The organism is Nocardia rosealba (assembly GCF_020216065.1).
Lineage (GTDB): Bacteria > Actinomycetota > Actinomycetes > Mycobacteriales > Mycobacteriaceae > Nocardia > Nocardia rosealba.
Genome location: NZ_JAIWNA010000001.1, coordinates 304,420 through 326,070, shown reverse-complemented (window position 1 = coordinate 326,070; position 21,651 = coordinate 304,420). Strand labels below are relative to the sequence as shown.

The 21,651-nt window shown below is 67.9% G+C and carries 27 protein-coding genes; 3 read left to right on the top strand and 24 right to left on the bottom strand.

Annotated elements, in window-relative coordinates; all coding sequences use genetic code 11:
* Window positions 1-36 precede the first annotated feature (36 nt).
* Window positions 37-477: an SgcJ/EcaC family oxidoreductase gene (locus tag LDL21_RS01570; RefSeq protein ID WP_225278526.1), complete on the top strand. Its 441-nt coding sequence runs from the start codon at window positions 37-39 to the stop codon at window positions 475-477.
* 8 nt (window positions 478-485) lie between these two features.
* Here LDL21_RS01570 and LDL21_RS01565 read toward each other — a convergent pair whose 3' ends face one another.
* The 7 genes from LDL21_RS01565 to LDL21_RS01535 all read right to left on the bottom strand — a co-directional run bounded on the left by LDL21_RS01565 (window position 486) and on the right by LDL21_RS01535 (window position 4,929).
* The gene (locus LDL21_RS01565) at window positions 486-899 is read right to left on the bottom strand and encodes a DUF4189 domain-containing protein (RefSeq protein WP_225278525.1); all 414 of its coding nucleotides are present in this window, start codon (window positions 897-899) and stop codon (window positions 486-488) included.
* A 109-nt stretch (window positions 900-1,008) separates the two neighbouring features.
* The gene (locus tag LDL21_RS01560) at window positions 1,009-1,167 is read right to left on the bottom strand and encodes a hypothetical protein (RefSeq protein ID WP_225278524.1); all 159 of its coding nucleotides are present in this window, start codon (window positions 1,165-1,167) and stop codon (window positions 1,009-1,011) included.
* A gap of 704 nt (window positions 1,168-1,871) precedes the next feature.
* A complete protein-coding gene (locus LDL21_RS01555; protein ID WP_225278523.1) occupies window positions 1,872-2,651 on the bottom strand; it encodes an ATP-grasp domain-containing protein in 780 nt (259 codons plus the stop codon).
* An 89-nt stretch (window positions 2,652-2,740) separates the two neighbouring features.
* The gene (locus LDL21_RS01550; protein ID WP_225278522.1) at window positions 2,741-2,953 is read right to left on the bottom strand and encodes a hypothetical protein; all 213 of its coding nucleotides are present in this window, start codon (window positions 2,951-2,953) and stop codon (window positions 2,741-2,743) included.
* Between the two features lie 116 nt (window positions 2,954-3,069).
* The gene (locus tag LDL21_RS01545) at window positions 3,070-3,741 is read right to left on the bottom strand and encodes a cation efflux transmembrane domain-containing protein (protein ID WP_225278521.1); all 672 of its coding nucleotides are present in this window, start codon (window positions 3,739-3,741) and stop codon (window positions 3,070-3,072) included.
* A complete protein-coding gene (locus LDL21_RS01540) occupies window positions 3,741-4,085 on the bottom strand; it encodes an ArsR/SmtB family transcription factor (protein ID WP_255674266.1) in 345 nt (114 codons plus the stop codon). Before LDL21_RS01540 ends, LDL21_RS01545 begins: the two co-directional genes overlap by 1 nt.
* 28 nt (window positions 4,086-4,113) lie before the next feature.
* Window positions 4,114-4,929: a protein phosphatase 2C domain-containing protein gene (locus LDL21_RS01535; RefSeq protein WP_225278520.1), complete on the bottom strand. Its 816-nt coding sequence runs from the start codon at window positions 4,927-4,929 to the stop codon at window positions 4,114-4,116.
* A gap of 68 nt (window positions 4,930-4,997) precedes the next feature.
* Between LDL21_RS01535 and LDL21_RS01530 the strand changes: the two genes are divergently transcribed.
* The gene (locus tag LDL21_RS01530; RefSeq protein WP_225278519.1) at window positions 4,998-5,477 is read left to right on the top strand and encodes a hypothetical protein; all 480 of its coding nucleotides are present in this window, start codon (window positions 4,998-5,000) and stop codon (window positions 5,475-5,477) included.
* Here the strand turns inward: LDL21_RS01530 and ccsB are convergent.
* The 12 genes from ccsB to LDL21_RS01470 form a co-directional block, all read right to left on the bottom strand.
* Window positions 5,474-6,427 (bottom strand): c-type cytochrome biogenesis protein CcsB, encoded by a 954-nt coding sequence (gene ccsB / locus LDL21_RS01525; protein WP_225278518.1) that lies wholly within the window; start codon window positions 6,425-6,427, stop codon window positions 5,474-5,476. The genes LDL21_RS01530 and ccsB overlap by 4 nt on opposite strands.
* Window positions 6,428-6,464: 37 nt before the next feature.
* Window positions 6,465-8,090, bottom strand: coding sequence for a cytochrome c biogenesis protein ResB (gene resB / locus LDL21_RS01520; protein WP_225278517.1), 1,626 nt, complete (start codon window positions 8,088-8,090; stop codon window positions 6,465-6,467).
* Entirely contained in the window at window positions 8,090-8,902 is an 813-nt protein-coding gene (locus tag LDL21_RS01515) for a cytochrome c biogenesis CcdA family protein (RefSeq protein ID WP_225278516.1), read from the bottom strand. The genes resB and LDL21_RS01515 overlap by 1 nt, the downstream gene beginning before the upstream one ends.
* The gene (locus tag LDL21_RS01510; protein WP_225278515.1) at window positions 8,902-9,129 is read right to left on the bottom strand and encodes a hypothetical protein; all 228 of its coding nucleotides are present in this window, start codon (window positions 9,127-9,129) and stop codon (window positions 8,902-8,904) included. Before LDL21_RS01510 ends, LDL21_RS01515 begins: the two co-directional genes overlap by 1 nt.
* Complete coding sequence (locus tag LDL21_RS01505) at window positions 9,126-9,767, bottom strand: TlpA disulfide reductase family protein (RefSeq protein WP_225278514.1); 642 nt, start codon at window positions 9,765-9,767, stop codon at window positions 9,126-9,128. The genes LDL21_RS01510 and LDL21_RS01505 overlap by 4 nt, the downstream gene beginning before the upstream one ends.
* Entirely contained in the window at window positions 9,764-10,495 is a 732-nt protein-coding gene (locus LDL21_RS01500) for a histidine phosphatase family protein (RefSeq protein ID WP_372462126.1), read from the bottom strand. The genes LDL21_RS01505 and LDL21_RS01500 overlap by 4 nt, the downstream gene beginning before the upstream one ends.
* Window positions 10,492-11,838: a glutamate-1-semialdehyde 2,1-aminomutase gene (gene hemL, locus LDL21_RS01495; protein ID WP_225278513.1), complete on the bottom strand. Its 1,347-nt coding sequence runs from the start codon at window positions 11,836-11,838 to the stop codon at window positions 10,492-10,494. Before hemL ends, LDL21_RS01500 begins: the two co-directional genes overlap by 4 nt.
* A 162-nt stretch (window positions 11,839-12,000) precedes the next feature.
* Window positions 12,001-12,222 (bottom strand): hypothetical protein, encoded by a 222-nt coding sequence (locus tag LDL21_RS01490; protein ID WP_225278512.1) that lies wholly within the window; start codon window positions 12,220-12,222, stop codon window positions 12,001-12,003.
* An 84-nt stretch (window positions 12,223-12,306) separates the two neighbouring features.
* Window positions 12,307-12,585 (bottom strand): hypothetical protein, encoded by a 279-nt coding sequence (locus tag LDL21_RS01485; protein WP_225278511.1) that lies wholly within the window; start codon window positions 12,583-12,585, stop codon window positions 12,307-12,309.
* A 256-nt stretch (window positions 12,586-12,841) separates the two neighbouring features.
* Window positions 12,842-13,354: a hypothetical protein gene (locus tag LDL21_RS01480; RefSeq protein ID WP_225278510.1), complete on the bottom strand. Its 513-nt coding sequence runs from the start codon at window positions 13,352-13,354 to the stop codon at window positions 12,842-12,844.
* A complete protein-coding gene (gene hemB, locus LDL21_RS01475; RefSeq protein ID WP_225278509.1) occupies window positions 13,351-14,328 on the bottom strand; it encodes a porphobilinogen synthase in 978 nt (325 codons plus the stop codon). Before hemB ends, LDL21_RS01480 begins: the two co-directional genes overlap by 4 nt.
* 42 nt (window positions 14,329-14,370) lie before the next feature.
* Window positions 14,371-15,549 carry a serine hydrolase domain-containing protein gene (locus tag LDL21_RS01470; protein ID WP_225278508.1) on the bottom strand — a complete coding sequence of 393 codons (1,179 nt, stop codon included), beginning with the start codon at window positions 15,547-15,549 and terminating at the stop codon, window positions 14,371-14,373.
* A gap of 252 nt (window positions 15,550-15,801) precedes the next feature.
* Here LDL21_RS01470 and LDL21_RS01465 point away from each other — a divergent pair, with 252 nt between their 5' ends.
* Window positions 15,802-16,083, top strand: a complete 282-nt coding sequence (locus tag LDL21_RS01465) for a hypothetical protein (protein WP_067485858.1) — start codon at window positions 15,802-15,804, stop codon at window positions 16,081-16,083.
* 56 nt (window positions 16,084-16,139) lie between these two features.
* On the opposite strand, the gene LDL21_RS01460 is transcribed toward LDL21_RS01465, so the two are convergent.
* The 5 genes from LDL21_RS01460 to LDL21_RS01440 form a co-directional block, all read right to left on the bottom strand.
* Complete coding sequence (locus tag LDL21_RS01460; protein ID WP_225278507.1) at window positions 16,140-17,711, bottom strand: bifunctional uroporphyrinogen-III C-methyltransferase/uroporphyrinogen-III synthase; 1,572 nt, start codon at window positions 17,709-17,711, stop codon at window positions 16,140-16,142.
* Window positions 17,708-18,742 (bottom strand): hydroxymethylbilane synthase, encoded by a 1,035-nt coding sequence (gene hemC, locus LDL21_RS01455; protein WP_067484929.1) that lies wholly within the window; start codon window positions 18,740-18,742, stop codon window positions 17,708-17,710. The genes LDL21_RS01460 and hemC overlap by 4 nt, the downstream gene beginning before the upstream one ends.
* A gap of 58 nt (window positions 18,743-18,800) precedes the next feature.
* Window positions 18,801-20,195, bottom strand: a complete 1,395-nt coding sequence (locus LDL21_RS01450; protein ID WP_225278506.1) for a glutamyl-tRNA reductase — start codon at window positions 20,193-20,195, stop codon at window positions 18,801-18,803.
* Entirely contained in the window at window positions 20,192-21,136 is a 945-nt protein-coding gene (locus LDL21_RS01445; RefSeq protein WP_225278505.1) for a redox-sensing transcriptional repressor Rex, read from the bottom strand. Before LDL21_RS01445 ends, LDL21_RS01450 begins: the two co-directional genes overlap by 4 nt.
* Window positions 21,137-21,342: 206 nt before the next feature.
* Entirely contained in the window at window positions 21,343-21,624 is a 282-nt protein-coding gene (locus LDL21_RS01440) for a glutaredoxin family protein (RefSeq protein WP_225278504.1), read from the bottom strand.
* Window positions 21,625-21,651: the final 27 nt, after the last annotated feature.

The following is a 21,651-nucleotide window of genomic DNA, read 5'->3' as shown; positions in this document are numbered from 1 at the left end:
ACCTCAACCGAAGTTGAGCAAATAGCGTCCAGGGCTATGAACACGATGCAACCACCGGTGGTCGAGGACGACACCGTGGATCACACCGCCGATATCGCCGCTATCCGTCGGATCGTCGCCGATACCCAGACCGCGTACAACACCAACGATGCCGAGTTGATGACGGCTCCGTTCGCGGAGAACGCGGTTGTGGGTAATGCGGCCGGCATGGTGCTGCGTGGGCGGGATGCGCTGCTCGAGGCCAATCGGCGGGGCTTGGCGGGGTTTCTCGCCGACGAGTACGTCCGGTACGACGTCACCGACATCACCTTCCTGCGCCCCGATGTCGCTATCGCTCACAAGAAGGCCAGGGCCACCACCGCCGACGGCACACTGATCGACACACACCCGGCCATGGTCGCCCTGTACGTGCTGGTCAAGGAGAACGGGCGGTGGTGGGTGTCGGCCCGCCAGAACACCCTCGTTCCCGCGTCCTGATCGCGGCGCTACACGCCGCTGCAGACCGTCTTCATCACCATCACCGGACCGGGCCCGATCTTCGCGGCAGCGGCGATCGCCGCCGCTTCGGCCTCCTCGGCCGTCGGGGCGACCCGGGCGCGGAAGTCACCGTCGCGCGCGGGCCCGCCCGCATTCACCATGTTCCTCGCCAACGACACGCATTCGTCGACGAATCGGGCGACGACTTCGCAGTTCGGCCGGTGGCACAGTTCCCGTGCGGATTCCTCGGCAGCCTCCCAGCTCGGGTAGTTCACCGCCGAGATCAGATGCGACGAATCGGCCCGATCCATCGTGACGACCCCGTAGTACCGCCCGTCCTCCCCGGGTTCGGCCGCCGCCACCCCGGCACCCGCGACCACCATCGCCGCAGCGGCCAACACCATCGAAATCTGCTTCCCCACAGGGATCCTCCAGTCGATCATCGGCTCCTGTCGAACCGAACCGGACAGCATGACCTGCCTCGTGATCGACGTCAACTCTGTTGCGGCACAAGGTGCTTCATAGCAGAGCTCAGGTCAGGCCGGGCTCACTGTCGGTGACAGTGCCCAACCACGAGTTCGCGCCGGTGCCCAGCCATTCGACTGCCAGACGGCGGCGCGTGAAGAATTCAGCCGATGCGACGGCGGCCGCTTGCGCGCGCTCCGGCACGCAATCCAGCGGCTCGCCCACTGATCCGCACACGGGCCCACCAACACCATCGTGGTGAATCGCCAGCGCCCAGCGGTGGGCACCCCGGATCAGCTGCAACTCGGTGGGCGTTGCGCGGCGAGGGTCATTCGACCGCCGATCACGTCCCATCCCTGTCCTCCGAAGTGGCCGCCGCTTGTTGGCATTCACGGGCGGCGTCCCACTCGATCGTCACCACGGACGACATGGTGCCAGCACAGCCCGACAACGGCTCGTCACCGAGGCATCGGAAACGTTCAGGGCCCTTGCCTGAATGTCAGGCGCAGGTCGGCATTCCCATGAGGAGGCTTGTGCCCGTGGACAGGCATCGCAGCAGCACGCCGGGGAGGGCCGCCGAGCCCGAATCCGGGTCCGCGGAGGCTGTCAGCGGGCCGGCCGATCCCGAATCGGTGGCCACTGGGCTCGGGGTTGTGGCGGGTGAAGCTGTCGCAGTACCGGCCAGCCCGACCCCCAACGAAATCGCAACAGCAGCAATCACACTCACACGACGCATTTCTTCAACCTCTCTAACCACCGGTAGATACCGCAGACGGTAACGCCGATCAGCGAAAGTGAAACGCCCCTACTTCCGTGGGCCTGCGTCGTCATATCTCCGCGAGGGCCAGTGCCTCGGCCTCCATCGCCGCGATGAAATCCGCGACATTCGAGCCATAGATGCCTCAGGACGTGGTGCCGTCATACATCGGTCACTCGAGCTGAGCGGCAGGTCTGGCCCACGACGCGTCGCTCGCGGTCAGTTCGACTGTGGGCACGCAACCTCTTTCGAGAACCGCGAGGACCTTGTGCGGATCGCAGCCGTATACCCCGGCACCGAAAGCGCAGTTGGCTTCGACGATTGCCCAACCACGTCCCTCGATCAGACCGACATCGATGACGATCGATGGCGGAACGGGTACTTCGGCGGCCAACTTTTCGATAAGCGCCTGGACCGCGGCCACTTCCGATGGCGTGGTCGGCCAGCTGCCATCCTCGGCGCGGGCGGGGTCACCGTTGCGGAGGTAGGGCGACATCGTCAGTACCGCACCGTCTTTGACGAAGCAACGGAATTCCGAGCGCCATTCGACGGGCTCGGCCATAAGTACCAGTGTGTCGTCAGGGCACGCTTGCGGTGAGGGCAGACCGATCCCGTTGCGATATACCGCGCCAGCGAATCCTTTGCGGCCGTCTGCGGGCTTGACGAATACCGGGTCGGTATGGCGCCGAGCTTCACCAAGGGTGGAGATCTGGATCTTTCGCTGCAGTAGGGACTTCGGCAGATTCGGCAGCCAGTCGTCGAGCAAGGTGATGCCCAGTTGCGCGGCGATCACCTCGGCGAACATCGTCTCGCCGTAGATGGCTGTCGCGGCCGTATCGTCGGGAACGCGCCAATTCGTCAGCCGGACGACATTCCACCCTGCGCGAATGGCGGCGGCCCGCATGACGCGCGAGTCCTCCGAATAGCGGGGTGAAAGGATCAGCGTCGACATTTCTACACATCATCCACTGCGGGCGTCCCGGAACAGACAGGGATCCGGAATGGACCGGCGGCGAGATCCCTGCGGCGGCGAGAGTCGATTCAGGATGCTGTCGGGCCTGCGCTCAGTGTGGACGAGCCGAGGCTCAGCAATTGCAGGATGTTCTGGATGAAGTCGCATCCACCCGGCGCACCGATCGGGAACTCGACGCACGCGGCAACGGGTGCAACGGGCTGAGTGGCAGCTTGGGCGGAGCCGATCGGTGCCAGCATCAGGGCGCCGACCACCGTAGCCACCGCGAAAGATCGTTTCATCGAGATTCCTTACCGCGCCGAGTTTCGAACTGTCATGTCGAGCAGGCTATTGGGGCATCAGCGCAACCACGAGACCCCGCTTCCGTGGTCCCATCTGTATGGGCGGAATGCGCGGATCAGTCGCAGCAAGCGCAGTCGTGATCGCTCGTACTCATGACAACAGGTGTTGGACAGCAGGTGTCGCCTCTCCACGCATCAAGGCCTTCCTTGACCGCGATTGCGGCGATGAGCAGGCCGGCGATCGGATCGGCCCACGACCACCCGAACAAGCTGTTGAGCAACAGCCCGACCAGCAGCACCGCCGAGAGATAGGTGCACAGCAGGGTCTGCTTGGAATCGGCCACCGCAGAAGCTGATCCGAGCTCGCGACCGGCGCGGCGCTGAGCCCATGACAGCACCGGCATCACCGCCAGGCTCACCGCCGCCAGGGTGATCCCGATCGGGGAAGGTCGGGCTTCGCCGACTCCGAGCAGCCCTCGGATCGAGTCGACGGTGACATAGAGAGCCAGGGCGAAGAACGAGAACGCGATGATCCGTAGCGCGACCTTCTCTCGCTTCTCCGGGTCGCGGCCTGCGAACTGCCATGCGACGGCGGCAGCCGAGGACACCTCGATGATCGAGTCCAGACCGAACCCGATCAGCGCGGCTGACGAAGCGCGAGCACCCTCGGTCAAGGCGATGATCGCTTCGATGATGTTGTAGGTGATGGTGGCCGCGACGAACCAGCGGATCCGGCGAGCCAGCAAGGCCCGACGCTGCGTCGAAGCCTCGGACACCGAGGATGACATCAGCAGCACTCTTGCGTAGCCGAGTCCGGGCAGCAGGCCGGATCCACGGCCAGCACCAGCCCGGTCAGGTCGTCCAGAGCCCGCCCGATGCGCGCATCGGCCAGCTCGTAACGCGAACGCCGCCCCTCCGGCACCGCGACCACGAGCCCACACCCGCGCAGGCAGGCCAGGTGATTGGACAGGATCTGACGCGACACCCCGATACGTTCGGCGAGGTCCGAGGGGTACGCCGGCGCTTCACGCAGGCTCAGCAAGATCTGCGTGCGCGTGGCATCGGAGAGCGCGTGCCCGAAGCGTGCCAGCGCGTCGCGACGAATCAAGGTATCCACGCAGCGACAGTACATCAGAATCTGTATTCAGAAAATGATGAATCTAGGACTCGGTTCGGTCAGCGATGCGCACGACGGCCACGGCCTTGTCATCGTGGCGTTTGGCCCGCGGGAGCGCCTGGCCGTCCGGGTCGACTTCGGCCTCCCAGATGTGCACATCACGGAGCAGATGTTCGAGCTGCCGCGTGGACATGTTCGCGACTTCGGGCCAGCTCACCCCGAGCGTGGGAACGAGGTCGAAGGCACCGTCGGTGGCGGCGACGATCCACTCGACCTGATCGCGCGGATATCGAACGCGCAGAGCGTGTTCGGCCGCGCGGGGATCGGCTTCGGCAATCCAGTAACCGTCCGGGCGGTTGCGTCGCGCCCGTTCGGCGACCTGAAGCTCCTGCAAAACCTTCTGGTGGCGCCCGCTGTAGCCCTGTCCGTCGGCCAGAAAGCGGCGGAACAGGTCTGCCTCGGGCAGTTGCAATCGCGGCAGCCGATCGTCGGTGTGCACGTCCACCGCACCGGTGCGGAGCCCGACGATCACCGACGAATCACCCAGCACCAGCACATCGACCACGTCGGGTTCGATCCGGACGAGGGCAACAGTGCTCGACGGCGCAGCCCCCGGCTCGATACCGAGCACGTCCACAGCCCTCGCGATCGACCGCGCGAGAATGTCAGCCAGCGACGATGATTCACCGATCGTCCGCGCGAGATCCGCGGCGAGAAAGTCGACGTACGCACCTGCGGATGGCATCGCCGGATCGTGAGCCGTAGCACCATCGAGGACGATCACCGCACCGTCGGTAACCACCAATCGGTCCTCGTCGGAGCCGGCAGCCAGTTGTGCGGATTCGACGGTTGTCCCCATACGTCCACAGAGTACGGGCGCGCGGTAATCCTCTTCCAGGATGGGCGACCACCGGATACGGTCACGCCGTGACCAGCGAGATCAGTTTCGATTACCAGCCGGGATCCCTCGACCGTGCCGACGTCCACCAAATCATGCCCCGCATCGACAGCATCCCCCTGATCGATCTCGTCGACACCTTCGAAATCGGTGCCGGTATGGAGCCTTCCGGTGACATGTACGGTGGCCTCGCGCCCCAATTCTTCCGGTTCGACTCGGCGACAGAGCATTTCCACGGATCCCGCAAGCCTCGAAAGACCCCCGTTCTCGCGTGCAGTTGCGGGGAAGTCGGCTGTTGGCCGCTATTCACCCGAATCAGCCTGACCGGCGACCTCGTCGTCTGGGACCACTTCGAACAGCCCCACCGCCCCACTCGCGACTACACCGCATTCGGCCCGTTCCTCTTCGACCGCATCCGCTACGACACAGCTATCCAGGACCTCAGCACAGCAATCGAGTCCCACAAAGCGAGCTCAGCACAACCCGAACGCACTGGCAGAAGCGGTTAGTTCAGACCCGCGTAGCTGTGCAGGCCCGAGATCACCATGTTGATGATGAAAAGGTTGAACAGCATCGCCACGAACCCGGCGATGTTGATCCACGCCGCCTTGGTGTCTCGCCAGCCCGACGTCGCGCGGGCGTGGAGGTAGGCGGCGTAGAGGACCCAGGCGATGAAGGAGCAGGTTTCCTTCGGGTCCCAGCCCCAGAAGCGGCCCCAGGCGGCTTCGGCCCAGATGGCGCCGAGGATGACGCCTGCGCCGAAGAGGGGGAAGCCGATGATGGTGGTTTTGTAGGCGAGCTGGTCGAGGGTGCGGGCGTCGGGGAGGCGGCGGGCGATGGTGCCGAAGATGTTCGAGGACTCTTCGCCTGCCGGTTGGCGCATGCGGTAGAGGTAGAGGAGGCTGGCGACGCCCGAGACCAGGAAGACGCCGCTGCCCACGCTCACGATGGTGACGTGGATGGGCAGCCAGAACGAGCGAAGGGCGGGGACCACGGGGGCCGCGTCGGCGTAGAGGACGGTGCCCGCGAGGAACATCAGGATCAGCACGGGCACGAGCAGGAATGCCCACATCGCGCGGAAACGCTGATCGCGCAGGAAGATCAGGCCGATCACCACGGCGGCCGCGGTGGCCATGGTGGTGAACTCGTACATGTTGCCCAGGGGGAAGCGGTGGGTGGCGAAGCCGCGAAGCACGATCGAGGCGATGTGCAGGACCGCACCCACCGAGAGCACGGAGAACGCCATGTCGCCGAAGCGTTCGGCGCGCGACTTCGCCTCGGGCATCGCGATCCGGCCGGGCAGGGACGGATCGACGGAGCCGTGGTCGCGCGCGGCGACCTGCTTGGCGCGCGCCGAGGCGTACTGCACGATCAGCAGCACCGTCGCCAGGGTGTAGACGGCGATCGCCGACATGAACGAATAGTCGCTGTAGCGTGCCAGCGTTTCGTCGATCGGCATCAGAACTCCGCCTCGATGTCGCGTGCGCTCGTCCGCATCACTTCTCCGCTCCCAGCAACCGTGCCCGCAGTCGATCGAATTCGCCGCCCCAGCCCGCTTGATCGCTTCTGGCGAGGCCGCCCATCTCTACTACGGTTCGTCGTTGATCCACGGTACCTGCCCCGGTGTCGGCGGGGTACGCCCGGATCCAGATCCGGCGTCGTTTCACCAGCAGCGAAACCAGCAGACCGGCCATCATGGTCAGCGCGCTCACCAGCACCCACTGCTGGGCCGGGTCGTGCGAGACCTGCAGGTTCACGAATTCCTCGGCACCGTCGAAGGTCACCTTGGTGCCGTTGGGCAGGGTGGTCGACTCGCCGGGACGCAGGTTGACGCGCGCTTCCTTGGTGAGCCGCCCCTGCTTCACCATCTCGGTGTCCAGTGCGAACAGCGACTGCGAACGGCCGGTGTCCAGACCGGTGTTGCCCCGGTAGATGTCGACCGCGACGGCCGGATCGTCCATCTTCGGGAACGACGACGTGAGCAGACTGCCGTGGAACATCGCGGTCGGCGCGAAGAGACCTTCGATGGCGATCTGGTTCTGGCGGCGTTCCTCCTCGGTGGCGTACATGCCGCCGGGCGGGTCGATGCGCAGCACACCGCTGGACAGGAAGGTCTGGGCGTCGTCGGGACGCCACTGGATGGTCTCGGTGCGGGTCTGCCCGTTCGGGAAGGTGACGGTGAACGTCGGCGCGAAACCGTGACCCTGCAGGTAGACGCGATCACCGGCGACGCGCAACGGGTGATTCACCCGCAGCTCGGTGCTGCGCCACGTGTCGGTGGTCAGGTCCTCGCCCGCCTGGTAGTCGATGTTCGAGGTGAACATCTCGGCTTGACCGGTGGGCAGGTAATCGGCCTTGAAGTCCTTGACCTTCACACACAGCGGGGTCATCCCGGTGCCGTCGTTGACATTGCCCGCCCGGAACGAGTCGAACACCGCGGGCGAGGTCGTGCAGAAACCGGGACCACCGTTGGCGATCACGATGACATTGCCCTCGTACCCGAACAGTTTGCCGAGCGCGATCGCGACCAACAGCCCCACCAGCGACAGATGGAACACGAGGTTGCCGAATTCGCGCAGATAGCCCTTCTCGGCGGAGATCGTCATCTCGCCGTCGCGGTTGCCCGGACGGACCTCGGTGCGCCAGCCGCGCAACTGTTCGCGCGCCTGTTCGATCACGGCGTCGACATCACGGTCGACGGTCTCGTCGAAATGATGCGGCAGCCGACCGAGGTTGCGCGGGGCGGCGACGGGCGGGGTGCGCAGCGCTTTGTAGTGGTCCCAGCAGCGGGGCAGGATGCAGCCGACCAGCGAGATGAACAGCAGCACGTAGATGGCGGTGAACCAGAAACTGCCGAACACGTCGAACAGTTCGAACCGGTCCATCCACGGGCCGAGCGTCGGCCGGTCGGCGATGTACTGGTCGACCTTCTGCGCGTTGAGACTGCGTTGCGGCAGCAGTGCGCCGGGAATGGCGGCCAGGGCGAGCAGGAACAGCAGAACCAGCGCCGTTCGCATGCTGGTCAGGCCACGCCAGGTGTTGCGGACCAGCGCCCAGGCGCGGCCGGGAAGCGACTGGCGGGGCGGGGCGGAGGCAGCGGGGGGAGTCAGTGTGTCAGTCATCAGATCGGCAGGGTCACCTCGGAGACGAACCCGTCACGCACCCAGCCGACGAACTGATCCCATGCCCCCGTGACCAGCGCGACGCCGACGGCGACGAGCAGAACACCCCCGATTACCTGAATGGTGCGCGAATTACGCCGCAACCAGCCCACCCCGCGCAGCGCACCCGCCGACCCGAAGGCCAGCACCACGAACGGCAAACCGAGGCCGAGGCAGTACGCCACGATCAGCACCACACCGCGCGCGGCGGTGGTGCCCTCGGTACCGGCCGACACCGCCATCACCCCCGACAGCGTCGGGCCGAGGCACGGCGTCCAGCCGAGCGCGAACACCCCACCGAGCAGGGGCGCACCGACGATGCTGGTGAACCGGCGCGGTTCCATCCGCGTATCGCGTTGCAGCGCGGGCACCAGGCCGATGAAGACCAGACCCATCAGGATCGTCACCACGCCACCGATGCGCTGCAGCAGCTCGCGGTTGACGTTGAGCGTCTGGATCACACCGAAAACGGTGGCCGTGGCCAGCACGAAAACCACCGTGAACCCGGCGACGAACAGACCGGCGGCACCGGCGACCCGCAGCTTCGCGCTACGGCGCTGCTCGGTGAGCGTGGCGACCTGGGCGGTCGAGGCAGGCGGCGCCTCGGCACCGACCAGGCCGGCCAGATACGACAGGTAGCCGGGCACGAGCGGCACGACACACGGTGAAGCGAACGACACCAGGCCCGCGAGCAGACAGGCACCCAGCGCCAACAGCAACGGTCCCGATGCCGCGGTCTGCTGGAACGAGTCCCCGACTGCGGCGAGAACCATCACTCGGAGGTGTCCTCGTCACGCTGCTCGTCGCGGGGCAACGACAGGGTGCGCTCGGTCTCGGCCGGTTCGACCGGACCGAACTCGAACAGGCCCGCACCGGCGACGCTGCGCGGGACGGTGGCGATGCCCGCCCAACGATCATCGACGGTCCACCCCGCTCCCGTGCGGCGGGCACCCTGGCGGGGGCGACACGCGGTCAGATTTCCGGGACGACGACGACTCACTGCTTCTCCTCGAGGGCGAGTTGCTCGACCACGGGCTGCAGGTCTTCGGCCAGTAGCGAGCGAAGGAAGACCGCGGCGACCCGGTGCTGACGATCCAGGATCAACGTGGTCGGGATAACACTGGTTGGGAAATTTCCGCCGAGGGCGAGCAAGGTTCGCATCGACGGGTCGTAGATGGACGGATACTCGATCTTGTTGTCCACTACGAAGTCCTGGGCTTTGTCACGCTGGTGGTCGCGCACATTGATGCCCAGGAATGCGACGCCCTTGTCCTTGGTCGCCGCGTACACCTTCTCGAGCGCGGGCGACTCGGCGCGACACGGGCCGCACCACTGTCCCCACAGATTCACGACCACGACCTGACCGGGGAAATCATCGACCGACACGGTCTTTCCCTCGTTCATCAGGTCGGGCCCCGCGAGCGTACCGATCGTGCCGCGCGTGGCGGGCGGATCGTATCTGATATCAGTCTTACCACCGGGCGACACGAATTCGAACGTGCCGCCACCGGTGGCCACCGCATCGGTACCGGTCGAACAACCCGCGGCGGCCACGACGACCAGCAGGGCGGACAGGACGGCGGTCAGCGCCCGCAGCCGATGGCCACGGGCGTTACCCGATGCGATGCAGCGTGTCATGCGCCGTGGACCGACGGATCCGACGCGCCGGCGGGCTCGGAGTAGACGATGTCGACCAGCGTGTCGCCGTGGTAGACCAGCGAGGTCAGCGAGGCGAGCGAGCACTGGCGGTTGCGTGGGTCGTGCCACAGGCGCTGACCCTGCAGGAAACGGCGCAGCGTCCACACGGGCAGCTGATGCGACACCAGCACCACCTCGTGGCCCGCTGCCTCGACGCGCGCCTTGTTCACGGCGGCGAGCATGCGATGCGCGATCTGCAGGTACGGCTCGCCCCACGACGGGGTGAACGGGTCGCGCAGTTTCCACCAGTGCCTCGGCTTGCGCAGCGCGCCGTCACCGACCGACACGCGAAGACCCTCGAAGGTGTTGCCCGCTTCGATCAGGTTCTCGTCGGTACGCACGATGAGGTCGTGGGCGGCCGCGATCGGGGCGGCGGTCTCCTGGGCGCGCTGCAACGGCGACGCGATCACCAGGGAGATGTCGTGATCGGCCAGCGATCGGGCCACCGCGGCGGCCTGCGAACGACCGGTCACCGACAGGCTGAAACCGGGCAGGCGGCCGTAGAGGATGCCGTTGGGGTTGTGCACCTCGCCGTGGCGCAGCACGTGGACGATGGTTTCCACGCTCGACGGATCGTGGTCGAGACCGGGCGGGGCGGCGGCGGGCGCCGGGTTCGGCGCCTCGTCGGCGACGGGGGTGGGGAGTGCGTCGGGCTGGTCGGAGCTCACGCTTGCGATCCTTCGGGGGTGGCGGCCGCGGCCGCGTGGGCGGCGGCGGGCAGAGCGGCGGCGATACGGTCGAACGCGTCCTCGTCGAGCGCCGCGGAGACGAACCATGCCTCGAACGCGCTCGGCGGCGCGTAGACGCCCGCGTCGAGCAGGGCGTGGAAGAAGGCGGGGTAACGCCAGGTCTGACTCGCCTTGGCGGCGGCATAGTCGGTGACCGGGCGATCGGCGAAGAACACGCTCACCATATTGCCTGCGAACTGCACCTGATGCTCCACCCCGGCTTCGGCGAGCGCTTTCGCGAAGAGGCCGCCGAGCCGATCGGCGTTGCGGTCCAGCGCCGCGTACACCTCGTCGTCGGCCGCGCGCAGCGTCGCCAGGCCCGCCGCGACGGCGACCGGGTTACCCGACAGCGTGCCCGCCTGATAGACCGGGCCGAGGGGGGCGAGGTTGTTCATGATCTCGGCGCGACCACCGAAGGCGGCGGCGGGCAGACCACCGCTCATCACCTTGCCGAAGGTGTAGAGGTCACCGGCCACGCCTTCGCGGCCGTACCAGCCCGAGGCGCTCACCCGGAAGCCGGTCATGACCTCGTCCATGATGAGCAGAGCGCCGTTGTCGTGTGCCAGCGTGCGCAGGCCCTCGTTGAAACCGGGCAGCGGGGCGACGGCACCCATGTTGCCCGCGGCGGCTTCGGTGATGACGCAGGCGATCTGGCCCGGATGCGCCTCGAAGGCGGCGGCGACGGCGGGGAGGTCGTTGTAGGGCAGCACGATGGTGTCGGCGGCCTGAGCACCGGTGACGCCCGGCGAGGTCGGCAGGCCGAGCGTCGCCACGCCCGAGCCCGCGTCGGCCAGCAAGGCATCGACGTGGCCGTGGTAGCAGCCGGAGAACTTGATGATCTTGGAGCGCCCGGTGAAGCCGCGCGCCAGCCGAACCGCGCTCATGGTCGCCTCGGTGCCGGAGTTGACCAGGCGCACCCGCTCCACGGGTTCCACGCGCGCGGCGATGGCCTCGGCCAGTTCGATCTCGGCCTCGGTGGGCGCGCCGAACGACAGTCCGCCGGTGGCGGCCCGCTGCACCGCCTCGACGACGGCGGGGTGCGCGTGTCCGAGGATCATCGGACCCCACGAACACACCAGGTCGACATACTGGTTGCCGTCGGCGTCGACGAGGGTGTAGCCGCTGGCCGAGGAGATGAACCGGGGCGTGCCGCCGACCGAATTGAACGCACGGACCGGGGAATTGACACCACCCGGGATCACCGAGGCCGCCCGCTCGAAGAGCTGGGCGGAAATCGGTACCTGCGACGAACTGGCCGTGGTCGCGCGCGGAGAAGAACTCACGAATTCCAGTGTCTCAGCTCGCCTCGGCACGCCGGACGACAGGGTGGAGCACAGTGACCCAGACCGCAGCGACCCACCGGCGACACGCCCGACACGCCGCGATGCCGACGGCTACCGCGCCCGGCTACAGCAGGTCGCGGCGCACGTCGGCGGCGGGAGGTACTAGGTGTACATGCAGGGCACGTCGGCCGAGATGGTGTGCAGCTGGCACATGATGCCGTTGTAGATCCCGCTCGAACCGGTCTCCGGGGCGAAGCCGCCCGCGGCGGGGTCCGCCACCATCGGGGTGAGCGGCAGACCGGCCTCGGCCTGAGCGGGCGCGGCGAGCGCGATGGTGGCGAACGCGGCGCCGACGGCGAATATCCCTGCGGTGAACTTGGTCATCGAGTTTCCTCCTGGTGGGCCCGCCTCGACGGACCCGGCATCGGGTGTTCGAATCCCAACGCGCACATCGGAATTCGACTTCCCTCAGACCATCGGACCCGCGGCGCGCAACGCTACACGTCGTTCGCGGGCCGAAAGGATTCGCGCGACCGCGTCGATCAGGAACAACCCGGCGAGGATCACGAGCCCGGTCGACAACGCCAGCATCGGCGGCACGTACCGCACGGCCTCGAAACCGGGATGCTCATCGCTGCCGACGAATTCGGTACCGCGCCGGGCATTGCCCCAACTGGCGACGGCACCGGCAAGGCAAACGGCGGCCAGGCCGAGTTCGACCGACACCGCGACGATCCAGCGTTTCATGCGTGCGATCCTGCCAGGGCCGTGAGTGAGCGCAGGGCCTCGGGTCAGACGACGCTGGGCAGCAGCACGAGGGCGATGGTGGTCAGCCCGAGCAGCACGAGCAGCCCGATCACCAAACAATCGCGCCGCAGACTGTGGGGTTGCTCGATCACCACGCGCATCGTTGCCTCCGCTCCCCTGGCAGCACCATTACTGCCACTGTGTGACAATCCTCACGATACACGGCGGCGCATCAGCGGCCAATGGGGCCTGTTGTTCATCTCCGGTTCGTCTGGAAGTACCCGACCGAGTCGGGTCGGAAACACAGGTACGCCGCGCCGACGGCCAGCACGCCCTGCACGATCGACGTGCCACCGCTCACCATCGCGGCCGCGCCGGTGTCGCCGGAGAAGCTGAACATGGTGGCCACAGCCCCGATCCCGAGCCACACCGCGACCACCGTCAGCACTGTGCGCGCCCAGTTCTTACCGCGCCCCAATTGATGGGCGATGGCGACGGTGACACCCGCCAGCAGCACCCCGACGATCGCGGTGAGCACGAAGGCGGCCGTCACCATCAGATCGACGGTCGAGGCGGGGATGTTCGGGTCGCTCTTGTGCATTTCGTCGAGGAACTGCTTGCTGAGCTCGTCGCGCTGCCCGGTCATGGCGACAACGCTCGCGCCCGTGTACACCACGCCGAGGCCCGCGACGGCGAACCACAGTTGCTTGGCGGTGCCCACGTCCTCGGGCATCGGACGGGTTTCCGGTTTGTTCGGTGGAACGATCACGACAGCCAGTGTGCGGCCTCGGTCGCCCAGTAGGTGAGCACGATGTCCGCGCCCGCCCGCCGGATGCCGACCAGCGATTCCAGCACGGCGCCACGGCGGTCGATCCAGCCGTGCTCGGCGGCGGCGGTGATCATCGCGTACTCGCCCGAGATCTGGTAGGCCGCGACCGGGACGGTCGAACGGTCGGCCACATCGCGCAGGATGTCGAGGTAGGACATCGCGGGCTTCACCATCACGATGTCGGCGCCCTCGGCCAGGTCGAGATCGAGCTCGCGCAACGACTCACGGCGGTTGGCCGGGTCCTGCTGGTAGGTGCGCCGGTCGCCCTCGAGCGACGAACCGACCGCCTCACGGAACGGGCCGTAGAACGCCGAGGCGTACTTGGCGGCATAGGCCAGGATCGCGGTGTCGGTGCGGCCGACGGCGTCGAGGCCGCGCCGGATCGCGCCGACCTGGCCGTCCATCATGCCGCTGGTACCGAGCAGATCGGCGCCCGCCTCGGCTTGGGCCAGCGCCATCTCCACGTAGCGGTGCAGGGTGGCGTCGTTGTCGACGGCGCCGTCGGTCCCGAGCACACCGCAGTGGCCGTGATCGGTGAACTCGTCGAGGCAGGTGTCGGCCATGACGACGGTCGAGTCACCGACCTCCTCGGCCAGCGCGCGCAACCCGCGGTTGAGGATGCCGTCGGGGTCGCTGGCCTGGCTGCCGGTGGCGTCCTTGTCCTCGGGCAGCGGCACACCGAAGAGCATGAGACCGCCCACGCCGGCGGTCACCGCCTCGACGGCGGCCTTGCGCAGCGAGTCGAGCGAGTGCTGGTACACACCGGGCATCGAGCTGATCGCGCGCGGTTCATCGATCCCGTCGGCCACGAACATCGGCAGCACCAGGTGGCGCGGCTCGAGCGTGGTTTCGGCGACGAGCCGACGCAATGCGGGTGTCCTGCGCAACCGCCGCGGGCGGTCGAAAGCGGTCATAGCCCGCAGAATACGCCTGCGCTATACGGCCCGCACCGGCGCCTATACCCCGCCGGACAGGCGGCTGCGTTCGCCGAGAATCTGCTCGAAGGTTGCGAACACCGGTAGCGGTCCGGCCGAATTCCACATCTGGTTGGTGAGCAGGATCGCGGTCACCGGGCCGTCGTTGGTCCAGCTCGAGCCGAGACCACCCGCCCAGCCGTAGGCACCTGCGCGCGGGCCGTCGGGCCGGTCGGTCAGCTGCACGCCCACGCCGTGGCCCCAGCCGGCGCTGCCGTCCGGCTCGGGCCCGCCGCGAGCGATTTGCTCGGCCGTCAGATGGTTGGTGGTGATGGCCGCGACGGACCGTTCGGACAGGATCCGTGTGCCGTCGAGTTCACCGCCGCCGGTCAGCATCCGCGCGAAACGGTGGTAATCGGCGAGCGTGGAGACCAGTCCGTCGCCACCACCCTCGAACGCCGGTGGGCTGCTCCATTGCCCGTCGACCGGATCGAAGACCACACGCTCGCCGTCGACCTCGACGAAATGCGGGCCGAAGCGGTCGAGCTTGCCCGGCGCGACGCTGAATCCGGTGTCGGACATGCCGAGCGGATCGAGCACCCGTTCGGCCAGGAATTGCGACAGGGGCTTGCCCGCCGCCCTGGCGATCAGGATGCCGAGGATCGCCGAGCCGACGTGGTACAGCCAGCGCTCCCCCGGCTGGAACTGCAACGGCAGGGTGCCGAGCCGGGCGAGCCAGATGTCCGGCGGCGGCATCTCGGCCGGGGTCGGCGGACCAGCGCCGAGGCCCAGCTCGGCACAGGCCGCGGTGAACGGCTTCGGCGAGAAGTCGGTGAAATCCATGCCCCACCCGAGCCGGAAGGTGAGCAGGTCGTCGATCGTGATGGGCCGTCGTGCCGCGACCGTGTCGGTGATCTCGGCAGCCGGATGGGTGAGCACTTGCCGATCGGCGAGTTCGGGCAGTAAGCGGTCGACCGGTTCGGCGGGGTCGATGACGCCGTCCTCGATCAGGATAGATGCCGCGACGGCCGTGAGCGGCTTGGTCATCGAGGAGATCCGGAAGATCGTGTCGGTACGCACCGGTGCCGTGCGAGCGGCATCCAGATGACCGATCGCACCGGTGGCCACGGTGTTCGAATCGTCGAGTAGCCAGGCCAAGCCGAGCAGCTCGTCGGCCGCCACATGGGCGCCGAGGCGTTGGTCTATCGGGTCGAGCGTCATCGCATCTCCTCCCGTTCGCGTGACGCCACTAGATCACAGCGGTCCGACAGCTATCGCCGAATCGCCTCGGGCAGCACACCACCACCGGGCACAACAGCCCTCGGCAACCCTGTGGATGACTTCCAAACATTCAGGAGCGCAACAACTTCCGACGGCGAGCGACGAAACTTGTCGGTGCCTCCCGATACAATCGAAAGCGTGTTCGAGGATCGCGCAGCACACAGCGCGATCCGTTCGCGAGGGAGGACGCCGATGAACGCCATTGCCGCACAACGAAAGACCTTCATCACCGAGCCCTACGTCCCGCTGGAGAAGAAGCGGCTGCCCGCCGGCCGTCCGCGCCGCTGGTACATCGCGCACAACCGCAGGCTCAAGGCCATGCGGCTGACCATCGCCCTGCTCGATTCCGGTGTGTACCTGCCGAATCAAGCGACCAACGACACGATCCGGCGCACCGCCGAGAAGATCGACCTGCGCGCGCCGTCGGATGCCACCTGCCGGCTCGTGCGCACGCTGCTGCGCTACAGCCGATGACCCTGATACGCCGAAAGCCCGCCGTGACGGGCGGGCTTTCGGGGTATCTACGACGGCTAGCGGCTGCTGCTGCGGCGGCTCTTCTTACGCGGCGGCGGCAACAAGCCCTCGGCGCGCAGGCGCGACGCGTGCTCGGCCAGCGCCTCAACCAGGGGGCCGACCTGCGCGGTCTCGGGCTGCACGTCCACGCGCAGACCGAACTCGATCGCCGTCTCGGCGGTCTTCGGGCCGATACAGGCCACGATGGTCCGCGCGTGCGGCTTACCCGCGATACCGACGAGATTGCGGACCGTGGAGGACGAAGTGAACAGCACCGCGTCGAAACCGCCGGTCTTGATCATCTCGCGGGTCTCCGCGGGCGGCGGCGACGCACGCACCGTGCGGTAGGCGGTGACGTCGTCGATCTCCCAGCCGCGTTCGCGCAGGCCCTCGGCGAGGGTCTCGGTGGCGATGTCGGCGCGGGGCAGCAGCACCCGGTTCACCGGGTCGAACACGTCGTCGTAGGGCGGGAAGTCGGCGAGCAGGCCCTCCGAGGACTGTTCACCGCTCGGCACCAGTTCGGGGTTGATGCCGAAGGAGCGCACCTTCTCGGCGGTCGCCTCACCCACGCAGGCGATCTTCACACCAGAGAACGCCCGCGCGTCGAGACCGAACTCGGCGAACTTCTCCCACACCGCGCGCACCGCGTTGGTGGAGGTGAACACCACCCACTGGTAGCGGCCGTCGACCAGGCCCTTCACCGCGCGTTCCATCTGCGCGGGGCTGCGCGGCGGCTCGACCGCGATGGTCGGCACCTCCATCGGAATGGCACCGTGGGTGACGAGCCGTTCGCTCATCTCACCGGCCTGATCCTTGGTGCGCGGCACGAGCACGGTCCAGCCGTACAGCGCCCGCGACTCCCACCACGACATCTTCGAGCGCTTCTCGACCTCTTTACCGACCGTGACGACCAGCGGGCCGACCAGCTCGGAAGCGGCGTTGTTCAGCGAGGCGAGCGTCGCCTCGATGGTGCGCTGCTGACGGGTGGTGCCGCGCACGGTCACCGCCACCGGGGTCTGCGGCGCGAGCCCGTGCTCCACCAGCGCGCTCGCGGTCTCGGCCAGGTGGCCGGAAGTGGCGTGCAGCACCAGCGGACCGGGCGCGGCGGCCAGCGCGGCCCAGTCCACTTCCCCGCGCACATCGGCCTCGGTGTGTCCGGAGCCGAGCGCGATGCCGGCGTAGCTCGGCACCGCCGAACCGTTGGGCAGACCGGGCAGCACCTCGAACACCATGTGCGAGCGGGTGACCGCGTTGACCTCGTTGATCACCGAATCGGTCGTCAGCGGGTCGCCGGTGACGATGCGGACCACGTCGTGGCCGTTGCGGGCCTCGGCGATCAGCGTCTTGGCCACCTCGGCGGGTTCGCCGAGCGCCGGACGCACGTCCACCGGACGTTCACCGTCCTCGGCCGGTTCCACGGCCACGCCGATGAGGGCGAGCACACCCTTGTCCACATCGGGATCGGTGAACGCCAGCGTCGCCCGCTCGAGCACCTCGCGGGCGCGCACGGTCAGCAGGGCCGGGTCGCCGGGGCCGGATCCGACGAAAAGGATCCGCCCGGGTTGCTTCTTGGTGGCTCGGCTGCTCATCGGTTGTTCTCCATCGGGCTGGAATTAGGGAAGTCTGTGGCGGGCGCGGGCTCATCGGCGACGCTCAGCAGGGCGCGGGCACCCAGGTCGAGCAGTTCGCGGGCCAGCGTGCGCCCGAGTTCGGCGGCATCCTCCGGCGCGCCGACTATCGAAGCCCGCAACACATCGGAACCGTCGATCGCGGCGGCGCAGGCACGCAGCGACAGTTCCTCGAAGATCCGGCCGTCCTCGTCGATCGACTCGACGACCTCGGCGAGCGCGCCGATCGGCGCGGTGCAACCGGCCTCCAGTTCGCCGAGCAGCGCCCGTTCGGCTTCCACCGCGTATCGGGTCGGCGCGTCGTCCAGACCGGACAGCACTTCGATCAGCTGCGGGTCGTCGCTGCGGCACTCCACCGCGAGCGCGCCCTGGGAAGGAGCGGGCAGCATCTGCACCGGCTCCAAAGATTCGGTGATGGCCTCGGTGCGCCCGATCCGGCACAGGCCGGCGCGGGCGATGACGATGGCGTCGAGCTCGCCCTCGCTCACCTTGCGCAGCCGGGAGTCGATGTTGCCGCGCAGCGGGAGGATGTCGAGACCGAGTCCGAGCGCACGCAACTGGGCGGCACGGCGCGGCGCGGAGGTGCCGACCTTCGCGCCCGCGGGCAGCTCACCGAGGACGAGTCCGTCGCGGGCGACCAGCGCGTCGCGCGGGTCCTCGCGGGGCGGGATCGCAGCGATGGTGAAACGCGGGTCCTGCGCGGTCGGCAGATCCTTGTACGAGTGCACAGCGATATCGATACCGCCGAGAGCGAGCTCGTCACGTAGTGCGGAGGTGAACACGCCGACGCCGATCTTCTGGACCGGGTCCGACGACAGGTCGCCGGGAGTTTTGATCACGACCAGTTCGGCGGGCTGGCCCGCCGCGATCAGGGCGTCGCGCACGGTGCCCGCCTGGGTCAGCGCCAACAGGCTGCCGCGCGTGCCGATCCGCCAGGGCGCACGAGTGCTTCCTGCGGTCACGGTGTCCTCTTCCTGCACTGTCGTGGTCATGATGTGCCCTTCTTCGCACGTCCGGGCTTCGTCTGGTTGTGTGTTGCGGCGCGGGCGGTCATGCCGACTGCCCGTCGCCGAGGTGTCCCGCGGTGAAGTCGTCGGCCAGCGCGGACTCGGCCGCGGCGACCTCCATGGGCGCGGCAACCGCTTGCACCGCACCGGGTTTCAGTTCGAACAGCTCGCGCAGCGCCTCGGCGTAGCTGTCACCGCCCGGCGTGGACGCCAGCTGTTTCACCCGCACCGTCGGCGCGTGCAGCAGCTTGTCGACGACGCGGCGCACGGTGCGCGCCACCTCGTCGCGAGCCGGATCGGCCAGGTCGGGCAGCCGCGAGTCGAGGCGGAGCAGCTCGGCCTCGACCACTTCGGCGGCACGCTGACGCAGCGCGGCCACCGTGGGGGTGACCTCGGCCATGCGTTGCCCGGCAAGGTATTTGGTGAGTTCGTCGGCGACGATCGCGCGGGCGGCGGCGGTGTCGTCGGCCGCGGCACCCGCGGCCGGATCGCGCTGCAGCGACTCGATGTCGATCACGACGACACCCGGCAGCCCGGCCACAGCGTGCTCCACGTCGCGGGGCAGGCCGAGGTCGCAGAACACCAGCGGTCGTTCGGCCGCACCGGTGTTCGCCCGGCCCGCGAGGGCCCGGTGGGTGTCGGCCAGGGTCACCACGGCCCCGACCGCGCCGGTACAGGTGATGACGACGTCGGCGCCGGCCATGGCGTCGATGAGCCCGCCCGTCTCCACCGCGACGGCGTCGACACCGTGCATGGTCCGCCCGGTCTCCGCGAGCCGCTGCGCGCGATCGAGCGTGCGGTTCACCACCACGATGCGGCCGATGCCCGCCCGCGAAAGATGCGCAACGGCAAGGCCACCCATGGCACCCGCGCCGAGCACCACGGCGGTGCGCCCGGTGAGATCGCCGATCACGCCGCGCGCCCGGTCGAGCGCGACCGAAACCACGGAGGCACCGGCCCGGTCGATCCCGGTTTCGGCGTGCACCCGCTTGCCGACGCGCAACCCGTGCTGGGCCAGCTCGTGCAGGGTGCGGCCGACGGCCTGCTGGTTGTCGGCGCTGGCGTAGGCGCTGCGGATCTGGCTGAGCACCTGCTGCTCGCCGACGACCATCGAGTCGAGCCCGCTGGCCACCGCGAACAGGTGCTCGGCGGCGGCCTCGCTGTAGCGCACGTAGGCATGCCTGGTGAGATCGGCGAAGGCCATCCCCGAGTGTTCGGTGAGCAATTCGCCCACCACGTCGAGGCCGCCGTGGAAGGCGTCGACCACCGCGTACACCTCCACCCGGTTGCAGGTGGAGACGATCATCGCCTCGGACACGTGACTCGACTCGAGCAATCGGTCGACCAGTTTGGGCCGGTCGGCCTCGCTGACAGCCACCTTCTCCAGCACCGAAACGGGGGCACTGCGATGGGAGATCCCGACAAGCAGAATGCTCATGACTGCACCTCGCCCGGTTCGGTCACGCGCGCACGCGCGCCTGCCTGTTGGTTCGCTCGCTGACGCTCGCTCATGGGGTGATCACCGATCCCTGGGTGCTTGGCTGGCGTTGCCGCATGCGGGTTGGCCGAATGCGGCGCGGTGCGACGCGGCGGCCTGCCGCGCGCCGGTTCGACCGGCGCGGGGTGATTGAGGGCGGGATGGTTCTGCGGCGGCACCCGCCGCGCGACCCGGCCCGAGCTCGCGTGGGCGATCTCGGGCAGCGGCGGCGCGTCGTTGCGGGCGGCGTCGAATGACAGCATCTGCAGTTCCATCGCCAGATCCACCCGGCGGATCTGCACGTGCGCGGGCGCGCGCAGCTCGCACGGGGCGAAACTCAGGATCGAGAGCACCCCGGCGTCGACGAGCCGGTCGCACACGTCCTGCGCGGCTTCGTCGGGGACCGCGAGCAGCGCGATCGTGGGGGCGAGAGCGGGAATCTGGGCGACGAGCAGCTCGACGTCGCGCACGACGAGACCGGCGTACGACTGACCGATCACCGCCGGGTCGTTGTCGAAGATGCCGACCACGGTGAAGCCGCGTACCCCGAAACCGCCATAGCCGACCAGGGCGCGGCCGAGGTTGCCCGCGCCGATCAGCACCACCCGATGTCCCTGCGACAGACCGAGCACATCCTCGATCCTGGTGCGCAACTTGGCTACGTCATAGCCGACACCCCGCACACCGTTGGGTCCGAGGAAGGAAAGATCCTTGCGCAGCTTCGCCGAATTGACACCCGCCGCGACAGCCAGTTCCTCACTCGATACGATGGCAACACCGGAGTCGGCCATGCCGGCCAGAACTCGGAGATAGGTAGCAAGACGAGTCACCGTGGCCTGCGGGATATCCCGCGCGAGAGCCTTGCCGGAGGCGCCTGTCGGCGTCTCGTGCTGCTCTGTCACGTCGTCGGCTCCTCGTTCCGGGCCTGATCGCGGTCCGGTACCTGTCGTTGCTTCACCGGTTGTGGGCCGCTGCGTCTCGAGGCAGCGACCGGTGCCATGGGGGGCGTACAAACCCGATCACCACCGCTGCTGAAGGCGGCGGTGCGGATTGCGTGCCACCACCGTAACCGCTTGTGCAGGCGTTCACAAAGTCGGTGAATTTGGCCTCATTTTCGCTCGCGACCAGCGAAACGGCTCAGATCGGCCCGCAAACGTGGCTCGTCGACGTCGAAATAGCTGTGTTCACGGCCGTCCAACAGCACAACGGGGAGCCGATCGCCGTATTCGGCACGCAATGCCGGGTCGGTTGCCGCCGCTTCGTCGACATCGACGGTCTGTACCGGGAGACCGAAATCACCACAGATGGTCTCCAACTGGGCGAGTGCGATGCTGCACATTCCGCAACCGGCGCGCGTCAACAGGGTCACGGTTGGTGTGGGATTCGTCATGGCTCTTATTTAATCCCCGGGCTCGCC

Bases quoted from the DNA above. Each gene is read 5' to 3' on its own strand.
- LDL21_RS01570 (WP_225278526.1), top strand. From the start codon at position 37: ATGAACACGATGCAACCACCGGTGGTCGAGGACGACACCGTGGATCAC.
- LDL21_RS01555 (WP_225278523.1), bottom strand. From the start codon at position 2,651: ATGTCGACGCTGATCCTTTCACCCCGCTATTCGGAGGACTCGCGCGTC.
- LDL21_RS01550 (WP_225278522.1), bottom strand. From the start codon at position 2,953: ATGAAACGATCTTTCGCGGTGGCTACGGTGGTCGGCGCCCTGATGCTG.
- LDL21_RS01545 (WP_225278521.1), bottom strand. From the start codon at position 3,741: ATGTCATCCTCGGTGTCCGAGGCTTCGACGCAGCGTCGGGCCTTGCTG.
- LDL21_RS01540 (WP_255674266.1), bottom strand. From the start codon at position 4,085: ATGTACTGTCGCTGCGTGGATACCTTGATTCGTCGCGACGCGCTGGCA.
- LDL21_RS01535 (WP_225278520.1), bottom strand. From the start codon at position 4,929: ATGGGGACAACCGTCGAATCCGCACAACTGGCTGCCGGCTCCGACGAG.
- ccsB (WP_225278518.1), bottom strand. From the start codon at position 6,427: ATGCCGATCGACGAAACGCTGGCACGCTACAGCGACTATTCGTTCATG.
- resB (WP_225278517.1), bottom strand. From the start codon at position 8,090: ATGACTGACACACTGACTCCCCCCGCTGCCTCCGCCCCGCCCCGCCAG.
- LDL21_RS01515 (WP_225278516.1), bottom strand. From the start codon at position 8,902: ATGGTTCTCGCCGCAGTCGGGGACTCGTTCCAGCAGACCGCGGCATCG.
- LDL21_RS01505 (WP_225278514.1), bottom strand. From the start codon at position 9,767: ATGACACGCTGCATCGCATCGGGTAACGCCCGTGGCCATCGGCTGCGG.
- LDL21_RS01490 (WP_225278512.1), bottom strand. From the start codon at position 12,222: ATGACCAAGTTCACCGCAGGGATATTCGCCGTCGGCGCCGCGTTCGCC.
- LDL21_RS01485 (WP_225278511.1), bottom strand. From the start codon at position 12,585: ATGAAACGCTGGATCGTCGCGGTGTCGGTCGAACTCGGCCTGGCCGCC.
- hemB (WP_225278509.1), bottom strand. From the start codon at position 14,328: ATGACCGCTTTCGACCGCCCGCGGCGGTTGCGCAGGACACCCGCATTG.
- LDL21_RS01470 (WP_225278508.1), bottom strand. From the start codon at position 15,549: ATGACGCTCGACCCGATAGACCAACGCCTCGGCGCCCATGTGGCGGCC.
- LDL21_RS01465 (WP_067485858.1), top strand. From the start codon at position 15,802: ATGAACGCCATTGCCGCACAACGAAAGACCTTCATCACCGAGCCCTAC.
- LDL21_RS01460 (WP_225278507.1), bottom strand. From the start codon at position 17,711: ATGAGCAGCCGAGCCACCAAGAAGCAACCCGGGCGGATCCTTTTCGTC.
- hemC (WP_067484929.1), bottom strand. From the start codon at position 18,742: ATGACCACGACAGTGCAGGAAGAGGACACCGTGACCGCAGGAAGCACT.
- LDL21_RS01450 (WP_225278506.1), bottom strand. From the start codon at position 20,195: ATGAGCATTCTGCTTGTCGGGATCTCCCATCGCAGTGCCCCCGTTTCG.
- LDL21_RS01440 (WP_225278504.1), bottom strand. From the start codon at position 21,624: ATGACGAATCCCACACCAACCGTGACCCTGTTGACGCGCGCCGGTTGC.